The sequence below is a fragment of the Shouchella rhizosphaerae genome, assembly GCF_900142675.1.
GTDB lineage: Bacteria > Bacillota > Bacilli > Bacillales > Bacillaceae_D > Shouchella > Shouchella rhizosphaerae.
Map to the genome: position 1 here is coordinate 121,551 of NZ_FRBS01000005.1, position 16,898 is coordinate 138,448.

The window sequence follows — 16,898 nt, forward strand, 5'->3', positions numbered from 1 at the left end:
AATCGCCATGGGTTTTCTCTCATTCGCTACTTTTATAAGCCATTCACTTTTATTTTTTAACGGCATGAACATAATGAATCGTTTCAAATGCCGACAAATGATCTTGCCTGTTGGAAAAGTACCGTTCGTTGATTTTCTCAGGCGTCAGCGTCTCATAGATAAGCAAACCGCATTGTTCCAATAGCCTTTCCATTTCACTATAGGAATAACAGGACTTCATCGGCTCTCCACTAGCAGCAGCCATTTTCACCATGTTTTCGACGCGATTTGAAACCCCTTTTGCTTCAAAAAGCGTCTCATCTGCATAATCAAACACAATCGAACTCCCCGTTGGCACAAGGGCAAACAAATGTGCTAGCAAGCTTGAAAGCTCGTCCTTCGTCAAATAGTAGGAAACGCCTAAAAGGCTAAAAAACGTCTTCTTGCCAGTAAATCCCGCCTCGATTAATGGTTGCCCAGAAAATGCCTTGCTGAAGTCCATAGGAACGAAATGAAGGTGGCTCGGAATCTCAAAACCAGCTTGCTCTAGCTTTTTCTTCTTAAATTCCTGCGTCATAGGAGAATCAACTTCAAAAATGTCTAACGTATCCTGCAGCTCAGGATGCCTAAAACAAAATGTGTCCAAGCCAGCACCAAGGATGACGTACTGTTTGGCCCCTAGCCGCACTTCATTCAGGAGCACACCTTCACAATAGGCGGCACGCGCTAAAGGCGTCGGAGATAGTTGTACTTGGGTAATCCATTTTAATATCTGTTCCGAATGCCCTTTCCATTTTTGGGCTAATTCTTCGTTAAAAAAACCAATCCCCTGAATCATGTTGGCCTTGATCTCCTCATATTCGTCTTCGGAGATCAAACGTTCCGCTAAATAATCATCAAAAATCTTCGGTTGATCAAAGCGACTATGATAGGCCCTTCCAAATGCTGAAATAATAGAAGTTAAACTAGGACTCCCCTTTTGCAAGCCATACACGCTCCTTCGTTTTCAAAAAAAATAGGATTCCCCTGGCCAGGAGAATCCCATTATACAACAAAAACAATAATAATCAATTATAGCATGAACAAATTTTTTTGTCAAGTTATAACTTTTGGATTTGCCGAGGTGCCGGCAGCTAACAATGACTTCCCTAATAAATAGACAAGAAGACAACACCATACATTCGTGCAGTCTCCTTGCTTCATTCTCCTTATGCTATGTTTCCGACGAGGACGGGTTCCGTTTCATGCTTTTGCTTGTCTCCACCTTGTCATTGCCCATAAAGAAGGCCGCTACTAGTGCAATCGCGATCGGGATGAGAGCAAGGGAAAAGATAAACGTAATCGAATCGGACATCGCTTCTGTAATCGTACTAAGCACGTCAGGCGGTATTTGCGCTCTGCCTTCTGGGGTAAACAATTCTTGTAAGTTTTGATTTTCCACTTGAATTGGCGCTTCCTTAAATGCTCCGTTTAATCGGTTGGTAAAGGAAAGCGTTTGAACCGTACCGAAAACGGCGAGACCGACCGTCATACCAAATGAGCGCAAAAACGAATTGGTTGAGTTGGCTGAACCTCTGAACCGTGGCGATAATTGATTAATGGAAGCAGCAGGCAATAGCGAAAACGAAAAGCCAACGCCTAGCCCGGCTAAAGCGATATAAAACGCCAATGCAATTCTTGTGACATCCGTCCCCATTGTCGCTAGCAGTGCCATACCTGTAAAAAAGCAGACGCCTGAAAATACCATCATGGCCCGAAACGAAATTTTCGTCTGCAGCGCTCCACCAATCATGCTTCCAACCACAGAGCCAAGCATCATCGGCATTAACGTTGTCCCAGCATCAGATGCAGTACCGCCGAATACGGCCTGGACAAAGATCGGAATAAACACAGCCAAAAGCACAAATGTGCCGCCGTAAGCAAAGGCAATTAGCTGAGACGTGGCAAACAGACGTTTTTTAAACATCCAAAACGAAATAATCGGTTCCTCTGCTTTCCGTTCTGCGAACGTAAACAAGGTAAACAGAACCGCTGCAGCCGCAAACAGCAAAAGAATTGTTGGAGAACCCCAGCTGTACGTACCGCCCCCAAGTTCTAAGGCAAACATTAAGCAACTCACTGCAAGAACAAGGGATCCCGCACCAAGCCAGTCTATTTTTTGTTTCGACGCTTCCATCGTTTCTTTGTAATACCGGGCAATTAAAAAAAGCGCAACGGCCCCGATCGGCACATTAATATAAAAAATCCAATGCCAGCTTAACGCTTCCGTTATAAACGCACCTAATAGAGGCCCTAGGACACTGGAAAGGCCAAACACCGCGCCAATAAGCCCAGTCATCTTTCCCCGTTTTTCTGGCGGAAAGAGGTCGAAAATAATCGTAAAGGCAATAGGCATTAGAGCTCCGCCGCCAATCCCTTGAATAATGCGAAAGGCAATTAATTGATTCATTGTTTGCGACAGGCCACATAAAACAGAGCCAAGCAAAAACATCAACAAGCCAAATACGAAAAAACGTTTTCGACCATACATGTCAGATAATTTCCCGTATATCGGCATACCAGCCATCATTGCGACCATATAGCCAGCCGTTACCCATACAAATTGTTCGTAATTGCCAAGGTCACCAACAATCGTACCCATTGCTGTTGCTACAATCGTGTTGTCGATCGCGGCCATAAAAATGCCTAGTAGCAAACCCGCTGTTACAAAGGAAGTCGAATTTGTTTTCTTCATATGTATAATCTCCTCAATAAAACCAGTACACTACGCCTAGCTTATCACAATTTACGACAAATAGCCGGGTTCTTCTACTTCCTTCCTACAGCCTGTAAAAGGCGCCTGAATAAGTGGCGCCCTCTCGTGTCCCTCTTTAACAGAGGACATCGCTCTTTTTTGCTATTCTGTTTGCTCCGCTAGCCGCTTCACAGCGTGAAGGAGCAACGCTGGGGCGACTTCCGTTGAGTATGTCAATTCTAACCGTTCAGTCCGCTTATGGGCGTCTTTGCCAAAAGGCCCTAAGTTTATTGTTGGAATATCAAGCCCAGCGATTTCCCTTAAAGGAATGTGATAACTTCGTTCGTATAATGGCATATGTTCTTTCAAGCCTGTATCTGGAGCAGCTGCCTCTTTCGTTACCCGGCAATAACTTACATCAGAGAGGCCTGGGAAAAAAGTTTTTTGCACAAGGCGCTCGCCAAACTGATCGGCGCAAATTTGCTTAAGCTCATCTACAAGTGCCAACAAACGTTGATCTTGTTTCTGGTCTAGGCGCACATGTGGATAATAAGGCGGAGCAAGCAACAAAAGATAAAAAGGCGCCCTGTCTAAAAAATGGGCTGACATTCGCCGTGCAAAGGCAAGTGTTTGTGTCGTATAATCAGCCTTTTCCGCTACACTTTCTGATAACGCTTCTTCGTAAACGTCCTTAAATGCATCTTTTCCATACTTTTGGACTCCGAGCTGATAAAGATCAGTTAACGTATAGACTTGCGGCTGTTTCACTAGTGCTGTCAGTGATTCATCGCCAAATGCTTGGCGATGGCGGAGAAGACGTTCATAAATGAGCGTGCTAGCCAGGTTGCAAGCCTCTTTTACGCGCTCCATAACTTCCTGGGGCCCTGAGTCTAGCGTCAACACATTGTAAAATAAATAAGATTCGTTTGGCGTTTGCACATCGTACGTTTCCTTTAGGTCTCGAATGCGCAAACATGTTGGCGACGGAGAAACTTCCCCATCGACTTGATTCGAAAAACGCTCTGACCATTCCATTTCAACGGCGAGTTGGGCAGCCATGACAGCAGCGTTAATGCCTTCCAACGGTTGGCCAACATGCGTTTCCTTGCCGATACAGTAAATGAAGGGGAGCAGCTTTCCTGTTGATCCCGTATAAATGTATTTGTTCCAATCATTCGGATAAGCAGAAAAATTCGGCTCCGAACAAATGCATGCGTGGAAGTTCCAGCCGTCTTCCTGCATCGCTCTCAATTCATGGATAGCGGCAAACATGCCCATCGACAGCTTTTCTTCATCGGGCACGGCGACAAGGCACACATTGGCTTTAGCGTCTTTATCATCAGCGATATCTTGCAAAACGGACAGCTGCATCGCAAGTCCTGCCTTCATGTCCATACTGCCGCGCCCAAACAAGTAATGGCCAGATTCCAAATCATGGCGGGCGTCCTTGTCAAGATAGCCCTCTTGCTCGGCCAAAAGCTTTTCTCTTAACAAATCAGGGGTAAACGCATCCTCTTTATACATCCCAAAATCATCGACGCCAACAACGTCAAAATGGCTTAACAACATCGTCGCTTTTTTTGTCGTAGGCGCTTTCGCCAATAGCGCGACAACCGCCTCCCGGCCAAGAGAGTCGCCTCTTAAAGGAACGCGTTTAATGTGCTGCGGGTAGGCTTGAAAATAAGGAATCCGCTCTAGCACCGCAACAATGCGGTCAGCCATTTCCCGTTCTTGTGTCGTTCCAGAAATGCTAGGCTGCTTCATTAGCTCCAGCGTCAATTGATAGACACGCTTTGCATGTGGGTACCGTTCTGACATCGCCATCCCCGCTTCCTCTATTTTAGTTTGTAGAAAAAACGCAAAGCGGTCTTCCGCTAAGCGTTTTTCTCTGTCGATTTGCCTTGCTTGGCTATAGGTTTGTCGACTTAAGCCCCTTTTGTACCAATGCTTGCTTAGCAAGTAAAACAGCTCCTGTAAGGCCCGCGTCATCGCCGAGTCCTGGAGGCACCACATATTCCTCAAGATCGCCTATTTTTACATAGCCATTGATTTGCGTAGCCAACGCTTGGCGAATTAGCGGATACAAGTGGCGTTGTTTCATGACGCCTCCTCCTAAAATAACTCGCTTTGGCGACAGTACGTATGTGTAGGTAGCGATTGCTTGGGCTAAATAGTATGCTTCCATTTCCCATACTTCGCTCACTTCGGCAAGCTCTACACCGGCTTTGCCCCATCGTCCTTGAATAGCGGGACCCGCAGCAAGCCCCTCAAGACAATCACCGTGGTACGGGCAATTGCCTTCATAGCGGTCATCTTTATGGCGCACAACAGGGATATGCCCCATTTCTGGATGGCTAAGCCCTTCCAAAATCGTCCCATTTACGACTGCGCCAGCGCCAATACCAGTACCGACTGTAATATAGACGCAACTGTCGAGCCCTTTGGCAGCACCGACTGCCGCTTCAGCAAGCGCAGCTCCATTTACATCAGTTGTAATTGAGATAGGGATGTTCAAATGAGCAAAAGCACCAAGAAGCGAATAACCTGGCCATCCTTTTTTAGGCGTACTTGCCAATGAGCCGTATGTAGAAGATCCTTTTACAAGATCAAGTGGCCCAAAACTGCCAATCCCTAAACTATCAATTTGTTGTTCTTCAAAAAACGCGATAATCTCCGGCATTGTTTCTTGTGGATGTTTGGTAGGAATCGTCAGCTTCGCCAACCACTCGCCTTTTTCGTTGGCGACGCCACACACCATTTTTGTTCCCCCTGCTTCTAAACCACCATATCGTACTTGTTCCACTTTCGTTCCCCCTGCACTAGAGCTTTTTCTGTTAGTATACCATTCCCTTGCCAGACTCGCAGTGAAAAGATTGCATCTCAGAAAAACGAACGGTGCTTTCCCCTAACAAAAGACGCAAGTGAAACGAACCGATGCTACCCAATCCATACAGTAGAAACGAAAAAGGCGCTGCTTTTAATGTTTCGCAGCGCCAAGCAACATATCAATACGCATAGCCAACTCAGATTCCGGCACGTCGTAGTCGCCGCCTAGAACGATGCGGTCAAACTTATCATTATTTCGCACCATTTCCACATGATAGCGGTCTTCACTCTCTTGTTTGAGGCTAATGACAACCGGCTGGCCTTGACGGGTTTTTACATACAAAAGCACGCCTTCGTCCATCGGAATGTAGCCTTCAAACTGCCACTCGCTAATAAATTCCTTCCCCTGTGCTTGGATCTGGCTAATGAGTGTTTCTGCAACTGAGTTCATCATTTATCCTACCTCCACTTACAGTGTACCAGCCACACGTCAATTGAAAAAGGAGGACAAACGACTTCTTTCCACACGGATGGGTTCATCCATGGCTATTGGCTCGACGCTAAGAACCCTTATCACGTTTTTCGCGACTTTATGATTCTCGGTTTCCTAGATTTTAAACACCTACAGATGATTGCCCCCTTTTGCAGGTGGACATGCTATGCTAGAGAGTGAAAAGTGTAAGAAAAGGATGGTTTATATGTACCATATTTATATAGTCGAGGATGACCAGCAAATTCGCCGGATTATGGCTGACCATTTAGAACGGTACGGCTATCGAGTTACATGGGCGGAGAATTTCGAAACGATCAAACAGGAATTTGTGGCGATTCAGCCTGATCTTGTCTTACTCGATATTAATTTGCCCCTTTATGATGGCTTTTATTGGTGTAGGCAAATCCGTACTGTTTCCAATGCGCCGGTGTTGTTTATCTCTGCCCGGACTGACGACATGAACCAAGTGATGGCGATTGAGAATGGCGGCGATGATTACATTACGAAACCATTTCATTTAGAAGTGCTACTGGCTAAAGTAAAAAGCGCCTTGCGCCGATCCTACGGGGAGTACGCCCATGCCCGTGACATCCAGCAAACGGTAAGAGAACTAGACAACCTTTATTTTTACCCTGACCGAAATGAACTCGTCTATAACGATGCCAAATTGGAATTAACGAAGAAAGAGTTTTTATTGTTCCAACGTTTAGCGGAATCGCCAAATGTGATTGTTAGTCGGGACGAGCTCTTGGAAACGCTGTGGGATGAAGTTGATTTTGTCGATGACAATACGTTATCTGTAAATGTGACACGACTGCGAAAGCGCCTGCAAGAACTTGGCATCACTAATGCGATCCAAACGATCCGCGGGCAAGGATATCGGCTGGACGTCAATTGGGGTGGGCGATCCTCATGATTCGTACGTTTTTAAAAGACCGTCTAGCGATGATTTTGTTTTTTTACATGAACACAGGGTTGCTCATCTTGGCGGCATCGTTGTATATGCATATAAGCAATGAACAGATCAACGCGCCAATTGCCTTTTATTTGTTGTTGTTGACTAGCTTTTTCTTAATTGTATGGCTGGCGGTCGATTATCTCCACCAAAAAACGTATTTAAAGAAATTGCATCGGCTCGCTCATCAAAAAACGATAGCTCTTGATTCAAGCTATGAATTGGAGGCCGCCAATCCTCCTTCTCGTGAAGCGCAAGCATGGCTTCGTCTTCATAAGCGAGCACAAGAGGACATTCAACGAGAAGTGGAGAGGCTTGAACAAGCGCAAAAGCGGCACCAAATGTTTATTAATCAGTGGGTTCACCATATGAAAACGCCTGTTTCCGTCATATCTTTGCTCATTCAAGAGGGAAAACAAACACTAACTGACAAAGAATGGCTTGACGACATAAGTGCCGAAAATGACCGCTTCCGCCATGGTCTTGAACTGATGCTCCACCTTGCTCGGCTCGACCACTTTTCTCTCGACTTAAAGGCGGAGCTCGTCGATCCTGCAGCAATTGCTCGGGAGCTCATTAATGAGGAAAAGCGCCAGTTCATTCGTCGTGGCATTTTTCCAGAACTTGATGCTGAGGAAGCTGAACCCGTCGCTAGCGACAGCAAGTGGCTGCGCGTTGTCATCGCCCAACTTTTGCATAACGCCTTAAAATATTCACCGCAAAAGCAACAAGCACGCATCCGTTTTTCATTTAAAAAACAGCATCATCAACTTGAATTTTCAATAGCCGATTCAGGTGTAGGCATCCCAGCAAAAGATTTGCCCCGTGTGTTTGACCCGTTTTTCACTGGCGAAAATGGCAGACGCTACCAAGAGTCTACAGGAATGGGACTCTATTTGGCGCAAACGATCGCCCGGGAGCTCGGCCACAGGCTCTATTTACATTCTGATCCTGGCAAAGGCACGACGGCTACACTTGTTTTTTCTTCAAAGACACTTCATCAAACATGACAAAAATGTAAGCTAAACATAGAATTTTGAAAGCTGATTCAATGGGAAACGCAGTCGTTCTTTTCTATACTGATTACACAAACGTTGTGATAGGAGGAACGCACGATGTCCATTCTTCAAGTCAAAAATTTAACGAAAACCTATTATCCGAAAAAGGAAGGGCTCGCCTATAAGGCATTGCTCCCTTTCCAACTTCAAGTAGATAAAGGCGAATTTGTTGGTGTCATGGGTCCGTCTGGCAGCGGAAAAACGACTTTGCTCAATATGTTAGCAACGATTGACAAACCGACAGCGGGCGAAATCATCATTAACGGCACCAATCCGGCAACGCTGTCAAACAACAAATTAGCACTTTTTCGCCGCAAAGAACTCGGCTTTGTGTTCCAGGATTTTAACTTGCTCGACACTTTAACGGTTCGTGAAAATATTTTGCTCCCATTGGCATTGGACAAAGTGCCATACAAAGAAATGGAAAAACGCCTTGCCAATATTGCAGAATTGCTTAGCATTGCTTCCATTTTGGATAAGCGTACGTCTGAAATTTCAGGAGGCCAGAAACAACGTACGGCATGTGCACGGGCCTTTATCCACCAACCGGCAATGGTGTTAGCCGACGAGCCGACAGGAAACCTTGACTCAAAAGCAGCAAGGCAAGTGCTCGATACGCTTACGGCAATGAATAAAGAACGGGATGCGACCATTTTAATGGTTACACACGACCCTACAGCGGCCAGCTATTGCGACAGGATCATTTTTATCAAAGATGGCGCCTTTTTCTCCGAAATTCGCAAAGGTGACCGCCAACAAACATTTTACCAAAACATCTTAGACACGCTTAGCGTTTTAGGGGGCGATTTCCATGAATCTACGCACACTCGCCCGTAGAAACATTACTGGCCACGCCCAACGCTATGCTGCTTATTTTCTAAGTTGCGTGTTCACCGTCATGATCTTTTTTATCTATGCTCAGTTTATTTTTCACCCAGACGTCGCCGAGGAAAGCATGCACCAGGTCGTCAAAAACGGCATGGTGGCAGCACAAGTAATCATTGTCTTATTTTCGATCTTTTTTATCGCCTATTCGAACAATGTCTTTTTGCAAGTTCGCTCACAGGAATTTGGGCTTTTAACGCTTTTTGGCATGAATAGAAGCCAGTTGCGCTCTCTTGTCTATTATGAGCAAACGATTATCTCGATTGTTGCCATCATCTGCGGACTTCTGCTTGGCACGCTTTTCTCGAAATTATTTTTGATGTTCATGACCATGTTGCTTGCTGTCGACGCGCCGATTACGTTCAAGTTCGTGCCTGTAGCTTATCTTGTAACAGGCGTTGGCTTTTTCTTATTATTCCAGGTTCTCTCGCTCCTTTCATTTTGGAAACTTCGCAACCAAGAAGTGATTCAAATGCTGAAAGAAGCAAGCAAGCCAAAGATGATGCCAAAGACATCCATTTGGCTCACCGTGCTTACGGTGATTTGCCTTGCAGCTGGCTATGGGCTAGCTGTCACCACCAACATGATGACCGTCATGCTAACCATGTTTCCAGTATTAGGGCTTGTTGTAGTCGGCACTTATTTTCTCTTTACCCAAGGCACAGTAGCGCTTTACAATCGCCTTTACCGCAACAAACGCTCTTTATACTCAGGCACGACTTTAATTACGCGGACAAACATTTTGTTTCGCTTAAAAGATTACGCACGCATGTTGTTTTTGACATCTGTCATTAGCGCCGTCGTCCTGACAGCCTCGGGAACCGTTTATATGTTTTTTAATGCGATCCTCAACGAAGGAATGGGGAATATGCCGTACTCGATTTTCTGGACGGTTGAAGAAACGGACGATGAGGCCGATATTATTACGACCGAAAAGGTTGAATCATTGCTGGCAGAATACGGCTCTGAAGTCCTGTTTAAAATTGATGAGCAAATGCTTGACGTTGAGTTTACAGGCACGCCGAGCTATTTGAACGAGGAGACGGTATTGTCTGGTTCAGTCATCTCGGAAAGCACCTTTAACCGTCTCAGCGAAGACATCGGTTTAGAACCTGTTTCATTAGCAGGCAATGACATTATTGCTTTTAGTCAAGAAGATCTATTTGCCCCCGCTCAATTTGATGAACTGACAATTACGTTTGGCGAGTCTGAGCAAACCTTTACGGATCTTGAAGTACACAATGAGGTTCTGTTTAGTAGCAATAGCACCTTTATCCTTTCAGACGAAGCGTTTGCCAAAGCGGAGCAGGCCCCCGGCATTCAAACCGAACGTTTCATTGCCTATGAACTCGACGATTGGCAAAATGAAACGGACGTATCCGAGGCAATTATGGAAGCAACAGGAGAACATGGTTATATATTGCAAGCTAAGCCATATCAATACCATATGCTGCTGCAAATGTACTCCTTAGTTCTGTTTATTGGCTTGTTTGTCAGCTTGCTATTCTTCATTGTCCAAGGAAGCATGCTCTATTTGAAATTGTTTACCGATTTGGCCGATACGAAAAAACAATTGTTTGCCTTAAGCCGGATTGGCTTAACAGACAAAGAAAAGCGCAGGATCTTGGATAAACAAATGGGTTTCCTTTTCTTTGTACCTGTGCTTGTCGGCAGCGTCCATGCCAGCTTTGCCTATGTGATGCTCAGCAACATGCTCGATGTCAATCTCGTACTAAACGCGATCTTGGTCATTTCCATTTATGCTGCCTTGCAATTGATTTACTTTTTGATCACGAGACTGCTTTACTTCCGTGCCGCTCTCAACTAAAAACTTGCACAACAAGCCCCTGGCGAATGGCCAGGGGCTTGAGCTTTGCTCATTGAATTTATCACTCGTGATGCTCGCTCTCATGAACGTCCGTGCTTTCGAACGGATTGGTTCCAGTTAGCAAACCGTAGCCTCCTACTACAAGGATCAAGTAGCATACAGCTGCTAGTATCCAGCGTTTAGTCGTCATTGACTGGCAGCTCCTCTCTGTGGCATACGGATTCGTTGCAACCGCAGGGCATTTGCGACAACGGAGACAGAAGAAAAGGCCATCGCTGCTCCTGCTACCCATGGGGCGAGGAGTCCAGCTGCTGCAATTGGTATTGCCGCCGAATTGTAGAAAAAGGCAAAAAACAAATTTTGTTTAATGTTGCGCATCGTTTTTTTGCTCATGAGAAACGCATCAGCGACACTGTTTACATCGCCACGCATGAGCGTGACATCGGCTGTTTCAATTGCTACATCAGCGCCCGTTCCCATCGCCATTCCTACATCCGCTACTGCAAGAGCAGGGGCATCGTTAATGCCGTCGCCCACCATTGCTACTCGTTTGCCGTCTTCTTGGAGACGTTTCACTTCATTGCTTTTTTCCTCTGGCAACACACCAGCTATCACATGGTTGATCCCAACTTCGGCTGCAATTGCTTTTGCCGTTCGCTCATTATCACCAGTGAGCATAATCACTTCAAGCCCAAGTTCGTGGAGGCGTTCCACCGCTTCCTTAGAGGTTTCCTTCACTGTATCGGCTACTGCAACCAATCCAGCAATGTCTGTACCGATGCTTACCAACATCGCTGTTTTCCCTTGCTGCTCTAATTCTTCCATGCGCTCTTCTAATATAGCGTATTCGATTGTTGCCTGTTCCATCAACTTTCGTGTGCCAATATGAATAACAACACCGTCTACTTTTGCGCGTATGCCATAGCCCGTTAATGCTTCAAACGCCTCAGCCTCCCTTAAGGATATGGCACGATCAGCAGCACCTTGCACAATGGCATTCGCTAATGGATGTTCCGATTCAAATTCAGCACTTGCCACGATAGCAAGTAGCTCATTCTCGTCTATTCCTTCTGCAGGCACAATGTCCGTTAATTGCGGCGTCCCTTTCGTCACCGTGCCCGTTTTGTCGAGGACAACCGTTGTAATGGATCGTGTATTTTCCAAATGTTCGCCGCCTCTAAACAACAGCCCTAGTTCAGCCGCTCGGCCGGATCCAGCCATGATCGAAGTCGGCGTCGCCAAACCTAGCGCACATGGGCAGGCAATCACTAAAATCGTGATAAAAGGAACAATCGCTGCGCGAATATTGCCTGGATCAATGAGTGTATACCAAATCAGAAAAGTAGCTGCCGCTAGGAGAACGACAACAGGGACAAAAACGCCAGACACCCTATCGGCGATACGTTGAATATCCGCTTTCGACCCTTGCGCCTCTTCGACCACTTTGACAATTTGCGCAAGGGCTGTATCTTTGCCGACTTTTGTGGCAATCATTCGCAGCGACCCTTGCTTGTTCAGCGTTGCTCCGATTAGCGAATCGTCTGCTTTCTTGCTGACTGGGAGCGCTTCTCCTGTAATCATCGATTCATCGACGGAAGAGGTTCCGCTTTTTACGTAGCCGTCGACGGGAATTTTTTCTCCCGGGCGAATGATGAGTTCATCGCCTGCCTTTACTTCTTCAATCGGCAACTCGACTTCATTGCCATTACGGATCACTCGAGCCGTTTTCGCCTGCAATCCTAATAAAGTAGAAATCGCTTTGCTTGTTCTTCCTTTGGCTCTTGCTTCAAACCATTTGCCTAGCACAATTAATGTAAGAATGACAGCGGCTGCTTCAAAGTACAATTCAGGCATGCCAACTTGCCCATTCTGGTACCATTCCCAACCAAGAAAAATGCTGTAAACGTAGGCGACCGACGTTCCAAGGGCAACAAGGACGTCCATATTGGCGCTTTTATTTGCCAACGCCTTGTACGCACCTTTATAAAAGGGGGCTCCGACAATTAGTTGTACGGGTGTCGCCAGCGCTAATTGCACCCACGGATTCATGAACATATCAGGCACATATAAAAACGATGTAAATTCGAAATGGGTCACCATCGTCCAAAGAAGTGGCAAGGACAAGATCGCTGAAAAAAGAAACAATCCGAAACGCTTTTGGCTTTCTTCTTCTTTAGTGTTTCCTGAACTAGCCGCTTCGCGCTCAAGTTGGTAGCCAAGCTTGTCAACAACGCGAATCATTTCCTGTTCGTTTGTTTCTGCCTCATTGTAAACAACCGTTGCCCGTTCTATCGCTAAGTTGACGTTTGCCTCTTTGACACCGGGCATTTTTTTGAGCCGTTTTTCAATTCTCGTTGCACAAGCAGCACACGTCATCCCTTTTACATTGAAAACCGCTTTTTCAAGACGAACGCCGTAGCCAAGCTTGTCGATTTTCTCGGTAAAGGCGCTCCGCTCGGTTTTGTTGCTGTCATAGGTAATGGTTGCTTTCTCATTCGCTAAATTAACTGTCGCCTGTGAGACGCCTTCGATCTTGTTGAGTCCTTTTTCAATTCTCGTTGCACAGGCGGCACACGTCATTCCGGTAATCGAAATCGCTGCTTTTTTCTCACTCATCTATTTCACCTTCTCGGCTAAAATGAAGTATCTGTCTAAACGATAACATACCCTATAGGGGTATATCAAGAGAAATGAATCTTTTCTTTCTTCTATACGTACATCATATAGACAGAAAAAAACAAGGACGTGAAAGTCATGAATAAAAAGAAACTGATTGTGTTTATTTGTATTCTTTTTGGAATCAGCTTTGGGACAGGGGCGGTATTTTTGCTGAGCGGTGCCTATAAAAACCCTCTAGTTTTTCAATTATTTGCGATGGTTTATATGCTCTTCCCGTTTGTCAGTGCCGTGATAACGCAAAAAGCCATCTTCAAACAACCACTTGCACCTGCTTTGCTATTAAAAGGGCGCTTTTCTCTTTGGTGGGTTCTCGCCGCCTTTTTGCCATTCTTCCTCGTTTCGGCAACACTTTTAGTCGCACTCGTTTTCCCAGGAACGAGCCTTTCCTTAACGATGGAAGCCTATTATGCCGCAATGGATGAGTCCACGAGGAATGCCACTGAAGCTGCTTTTGAAGCGTTGCCATTTCATCCACTATGGATGATGGCCATTAATGCCGTGCTTGCCGGTATCACACTCAATGCACTCTTTGCTTTTGGCGAAGAAACAGCTTGGCGCGGCTTGTTGTTGACTGAATTAAAAAGCCTTGGCTTTTGGAAAGCGTCTTTTGCGATTGGCTTGCTGTGGGGGCCATGGCATGCTCCATTAACACTGGCTGGACACAATTACCCAAGTACGCCTTTATTGGGGATTTTGATGATGACGGTTTTTTGTATGCTATTGTCCCCGCTTTTGTGTTTTATAACGATAAAAGCAAAAACGATCTACCCCGCCGCTTTCTTTCATGGTGTCATGAATGCGACAGCTGGAATTGGACTCATTCTTGTCGCAGGCGGAAACCCAGAACTAATCAACGGGATTACCGGCGTTGCTGGCTTTATCGTTTTAGGGTGTATCAACCTCGTTCTTTACTTTTGTACCCGTAAAACGATTAACCAATCGTTTGCGGACAGCGTTTCTCGCTAAATCTGATGGCCAAAGCAGACATGTTTCTGTTCCATCTCACAGTAGCTAGCTGAACATCGACAAAAAAGAAAAAAGGCTGTTGAAATTCATTTCTCAACAGCCTTCATCCGTTTTAATGATCCAATAGCATTCGTGCAGTCAGATCATCCGTTATAAGCACGTGTATTAACTTTGCACGAAGTGCGGCTTTAATCGCTTTGACCTTTTCCTTCCCACTTGCTACACCAATCACAAGAGGAATTTGTTTTACATGGTCTAAATCCATCGAAATGACTCTGGCATTCCAATCATTATCAATCGTACAACCGTCTTCTCCGATAAAATTGTAACAAATATCGCCTACGATGTTCTCATACTCGATTACGCCTTTTGTCTGCTGGAGATAAGACTTCACCATTGTCGAGTGCTCTGGTGTTCCCCCTATGCCGACCATGGCAATATCCGCTTTTGCGCCAATCTCAAAAATCTCTCTAATCGAAGACTGATTGACTATGATCTCCTTTGCTTCCTTTGAATCGACTAGTACGGGAGCATGCAACAACTTGCACTTCGCTTTAAGGACATCAGCCAGCTTGGCAACAATTTGGTTGGCATGAATGTCGACTCTTTCATGGCCCATTCCACCGACGAGAGGGATGAATTGCACGTTTGGAAAGTGCTGGCTAGATGACAATGCCATCGCCACTTCATACAAAGTCGTCCCAGAGCTCATGCCAATTGTTTGGCCATCGCGAATCATCCGCAACAAATAATGGCTTGCTGCTTGTCCCATCCGCGCTTTAGAAGCATCATTTTCGTTGGATTCTACACAAACAACTTCCCGTAATCCATAGCGTTTCTCTACTTTCGATTCCAATCCGGTAAATGGATGTGTGTCGTGATCATGAATAATAATCTCTACCACACCCAACTCCCTTGCTTTCGCTAAATACTTTGAAATAAGCGGCCGACTTACACCGATGGCCTGGGCAATTTCCGATTGTGTCGCCCCTTCCTCGTAATACATTTGGGCGATTTTTACTAAAAGTCTTCGATCTCCCAAAAGTGACATTTGACCACCCTATCCTGTGGTTTTACATTACAAGATTTCCAACTATTATTGTACTACTTAAATGTGATTTTGCTACCCTTTTCTATAACAGGAAATGTATGCGGACTGGCAAACACGGCACCAGGCAATACTTCTTCTTGCGGTTCTGTAAAGTAAATCGAGATGTGGCCCAATGTCCGTAAATTTTCATTTGCAGCCGAACCGACTTTTTCGATTACAAATTCCTGTTCATCAATAACGAGTGTACCGCCTTCTTTAATGGGGTTGTCTTCAAATTCCCCGTCTACTTGGTGGAGGAATGAAATTTCCTTAAGTTCTGCTGGCGCTTCCATCCCAAAAAGAATGACGATTTTGTCGTCTGCAAAAGAGGGGGCCATCTGTCCAATTTCTTTTACGATTGTTTGATACATTCTTTTTCCTCCTTAATACATGCCAAAACTAGCTACGTAGGCAATGACAACAGCCAACACGCCTGTAATCAAGCGGCTATACAGGACGGCAGGCACGCCATACTGCACTGTTTCCGGCTTCGCTTCTCCTAATGATAACCCAACTGGTACGAAATCAGCTCCCACTTGGCCATTAATCGCAAATAAGGCTGGTAACGCAAATTGCGGCGGAATATTCCCAAGCGCAATTTGGCTACCGATCAAGACACCGATTACCTGGGCAATGACCGCCCCTGGACCTAGCACTGGCGATAAAAACGGCAGCGTGCAGATCATCACAATGATGATTAAGCCCCAAATCGAGCTAGCAAGCGGCGACATCGTATTGGCAATCAAATCACCGATACCCGTGTAATTGATAATGCCAATCAACATGCTTACAAAAGCCATGAACGGGATGATATTTTTAATAAGCATGTCAATTGAATCACGTCCGGCCTGATAAAATACACCAGTGACTTTTCCGATCCCCTTTGAAAAACGCATGAGCCAGTTATCATTTTGGGAACGATGCTCATTTTTGACTTTTTCGTACTCTTCCTTAAATTCTTCTTTATTTGCTGGATTGAAACGATTCTCTTCCTCTGCAGGGGCTAAATCGTGCTTCTCCTCTGTTGCTTCTGCCAAAGACACTTCTTTCGGTGTAACACCAGAGACGAAAATGTCTTCTTTGATATGTTTTGCCAATGGGCCTGATGGAGAAGAAGCGAGAATATCAACTGTAGGAATTCGTTTCATTGGGTATAGTCCAATTCTAGCGGTTCCGCCGCAGTCAATCACGACACACATCATTTCATCTTCTGGGACTGAATTTTTGAAGCCATCGACTGCTTCTGCCCCAGTCAATTCAGCAATGCGTTGGGCGACAGGGTGAATTCCCCCGCCTGTGATTGACACGACTTTCGTCTTTTTCCCTTTCGGTTCAATGCGGAGGCCAGTCCCCCACCCGCCTGAGCCTTTGCTGATAAATACGGCTTTATATGCCATGCCGTTTC

The 16,898-nt window shown here is 45.5% G+C and carries 15 protein-coding genes; 5 read left to right on the plus strand and 10 right to left on the minus strand.

Features of this window, described 5'->3' with window-relative positions:
* Positions 1-49: 49 nt before the first annotated feature.
* The 5 genes from BUC05_RS14770 to BUC05_RS14790 all read right to left on the minus strand — a co-directional run bounded on the left by BUC05_RS14770 (position 50) and on the right by BUC05_RS14790 (position 5,993).
* Positions 50-964 (minus strand): class I SAM-dependent methyltransferase, encoded by a 915-nt coding sequence (locus BUC05_RS14770; protein ID WP_035202918.1) that lies wholly within the window; start codon positions 962-964, stop codon positions 50-52.
* A 228-nt stretch (positions 965-1,192) separates the two neighbouring features.
* The gene (locus BUC05_RS14775) at positions 1,193-2,713 is read right to left on the minus strand and encodes an MDR family MFS transporter (protein WP_035202920.1); all 1,521 of its coding nucleotides are present in this window, start codon (positions 2,711-2,713) and stop codon (positions 1,193-1,195) included.
* Positions 2,714-2,875: 162 nt separating this feature from the next.
* Complete coding sequence (locus BUC05_RS14780; protein ID WP_035202923.1) at positions 2,876-4,672, minus strand: M20/M25/M40 family metallo-hydrolase; 1,797 nt, start codon at positions 4,670-4,672, stop codon at positions 2,876-2,878.
* On the minus strand, positions 4,623-5,471 hold the full coding sequence (locus BUC05_RS14785; protein WP_142237578.1) for an ROK family protein: 849 nt from the start codon (positions 5,469-5,471) through the stop codon (positions 4,623-4,625). Before BUC05_RS14785 ends, BUC05_RS14780 begins: the two co-directional genes overlap by 50 nt.
* 219 nt (positions 5,472-5,690) lie before the next feature.
* A complete protein-coding gene (locus BUC05_RS14790; protein ID WP_035202924.1) occupies positions 5,691-5,993 on the minus strand; it encodes a hypothetical protein in 303 nt (100 codons plus the stop codon).
* A 244-nt stretch (positions 5,994-6,237) separates the two neighbouring features.
* Between BUC05_RS14790 and BUC05_RS14795 the strand changes: the two genes are divergently transcribed.
* The 4 genes from BUC05_RS14795 (at position 6,238) to BUC05_RS14810 (ending at position 10,758) form a co-directional block, all read left to right on the plus strand.
* Positions 6,238-6,948: a response regulator transcription factor gene (locus tag BUC05_RS14795; RefSeq protein WP_011248069.1), complete on the plus strand. Its 711-nt coding sequence runs from the start codon at positions 6,238-6,240 to the stop codon at positions 6,946-6,948.
* Positions 6,945-7,997, plus strand: a complete 1,053-nt coding sequence (locus BUC05_RS14800) for a sensor histidine kinase (RefSeq protein WP_011248070.1) — start codon at positions 6,945-6,947, stop codon at positions 7,995-7,997. The genes BUC05_RS14795 and BUC05_RS14800 overlap by 4 nt, the downstream gene beginning before the upstream one ends.
* 105 nt (positions 7,998-8,102) lie before the next feature.
* The gene (locus BUC05_RS14805; RefSeq protein WP_011248071.1) at positions 8,103-8,882 is read left to right on the plus strand and encodes an ABC transporter ATP-binding protein; all 780 of its coding nucleotides are present in this window, start codon (positions 8,103-8,105) and stop codon (positions 8,880-8,882) included.
* Positions 8,857-10,758 (plus strand): FtsX-like permease family protein, encoded by a 1,902-nt coding sequence (locus BUC05_RS14810; RefSeq protein WP_011248072.1) that lies wholly within the window; start codon positions 8,857-8,859, stop codon positions 10,756-10,758. The genes BUC05_RS14805 and BUC05_RS14810 overlap by 26 nt, the downstream gene beginning before the upstream one ends.
* A gap of 61 nt (positions 10,759-10,819) precedes the next feature.
* On the opposite strand, the gene BUC05_RS21945 is transcribed toward BUC05_RS14810, so the two are convergent.
* Complete coding sequence (locus BUC05_RS21945; RefSeq protein ID WP_257006172.1) at positions 10,820-10,948, minus strand: hypothetical protein; 129 nt, start codon at positions 10,946-10,948, stop codon at positions 10,820-10,822.
* On the minus strand, positions 10,945-13,374 hold the full coding sequence (locus BUC05_RS14815) for a heavy metal translocating P-type ATPase (RefSeq protein ID WP_073305198.1): 2,430 nt from the start codon (positions 13,372-13,374) through the stop codon (positions 10,945-10,947). Before BUC05_RS14815 ends, BUC05_RS21945 begins: the two co-directional genes overlap by 4 nt.
* 138 nt (positions 13,375-13,512) lie before the next feature.
* On the opposite strand from BUC05_RS14815, the gene BUC05_RS14820 reads away from it, so the two are divergent.
* A complete protein-coding gene (locus BUC05_RS14820) occupies positions 13,513-14,403 on the plus strand; it encodes a CPBP family intramembrane glutamic endopeptidase (protein WP_073305200.1) in 891 nt (296 codons plus the stop codon).
* A 112-nt stretch (positions 14,404-14,515) separates the two neighbouring features.
* Here BUC05_RS14820 and BUC05_RS14825 read toward each other — a convergent pair whose 3' ends face one another.
* From BUC05_RS14825 to srlE, 3 genes are read right to left on the minus strand one after another with little or no spacing between them, the layout of a single operon-like run.
* Positions 14,516-15,454 (minus strand): sugar-binding transcriptional regulator, encoded by a 939-nt coding sequence (locus tag BUC05_RS14825; RefSeq protein WP_011248075.1) that lies wholly within the window; start codon positions 15,452-15,454, stop codon positions 14,516-14,518.
* Between the two features lie 53 nt (positions 15,455-15,507).
* Positions 15,508-15,864 carry a PTS glucitol/sorbitol transporter subunit IIA gene (locus BUC05_RS14830; RefSeq protein WP_011248076.1) on the minus strand — a complete coding sequence of 119 codons (357 nt, stop codon included), beginning with the start codon at positions 15,862-15,864 and terminating at the stop codon, positions 15,508-15,510.
* Between the two features lie 12 nt (positions 15,865-15,876).
* On the minus strand, positions 15,877-16,890 hold the full coding sequence (gene srlE, locus BUC05_RS14835) for a PTS glucitol/sorbitol transporter subunit IIB (RefSeq protein WP_035202927.1): 1,014 nt from the start codon (positions 16,888-16,890) through the stop codon (positions 15,877-15,879).
* Positions 16,891-16,898: the final 8 nt, after the last annotated feature.

Bases quoted from the DNA above. Each gene is read 5' to 3' on its own strand.
- BUC05_RS14775 (WP_035202920.1), bottom strand. From the start codon at position 2,713: ATGAAGAAAACAAATTCGACTTCCTTTGTAACAGCGGGTTTGCTACTA.
- BUC05_RS14800 (WP_011248070.1), top strand. From the start codon at position 6,945: ATGATTCGTACGTTTTTAAAAGACCGTCTAGCGATGATTTTGTTTTTT.
- BUC05_RS21945 (WP_257006172.1), bottom strand. From the start codon at position 10,948: ATGACGACTAAACGCTGGATACTAGCAGCTGTATGCTACTTGATCCTT.
- BUC05_RS14785 (WP_142237578.1), bottom strand. From the start codon at position 5,471: ATGGTGTGTGGCGTCGCCAACGAAAAAGGCGAGTGGTTGGCGAAGCTG.
- BUC05_RS14830 (WP_011248076.1), bottom strand. From the start codon at position 15,864: ATGTATCAAACAATCGTAAAAGAAATTGGACAGATGGCCCCCTCTTTT.
- BUC05_RS14825 (WP_011248075.1), bottom strand. From the start codon at position 15,454: ATGTCACTTTTGGGAGATCGAAGACTTTTAGTAAAAATCGCCCAAATG.
- BUC05_RS14790 (WP_035202924.1), bottom strand. From the start codon at position 5,993: ATGATGAACTCAGTTGCAGAAACACTCATTAGCCAGATCCAAGCACAG.
- BUC05_RS14795 (WP_011248069.1), top strand. From the start codon at position 6,238: ATGTACCATATTTATATAGTCGAGGATGACCAGCAAATTCGCCGGATT.
- BUC05_RS14810 (WP_011248072.1), top strand. From the start codon at position 8,857: ATGAATCTACGCACACTCGCCCGTAGAAACATTACTGGCCACGCCCAA.
- BUC05_RS14805 (WP_011248071.1), top strand. From the start codon at position 8,103: ATGTCCATTCTTCAAGTCAAAAATTTAACGAAAACCTATTATCCGAAA.
- srlE (WP_035202927.1), bottom strand. From the start codon at position 16,890: ATGGCATATAAAGCCGTATTTATCAGCAAAGGCTCAGGCGGGTGGGGG.
- BUC05_RS14815 (WP_073305198.1), bottom strand. From the start codon at position 13,374: ATGAGTGAGAAAAAAGCAGCGATTTCGATTACCGGAATGACGTGTGCC.
- BUC05_RS14820 (WP_073305200.1), top strand. From the start codon at position 13,513: ATGAATAAAAAGAAACTGATTGTGTTTATTTGTATTCTTTTTGGAATC.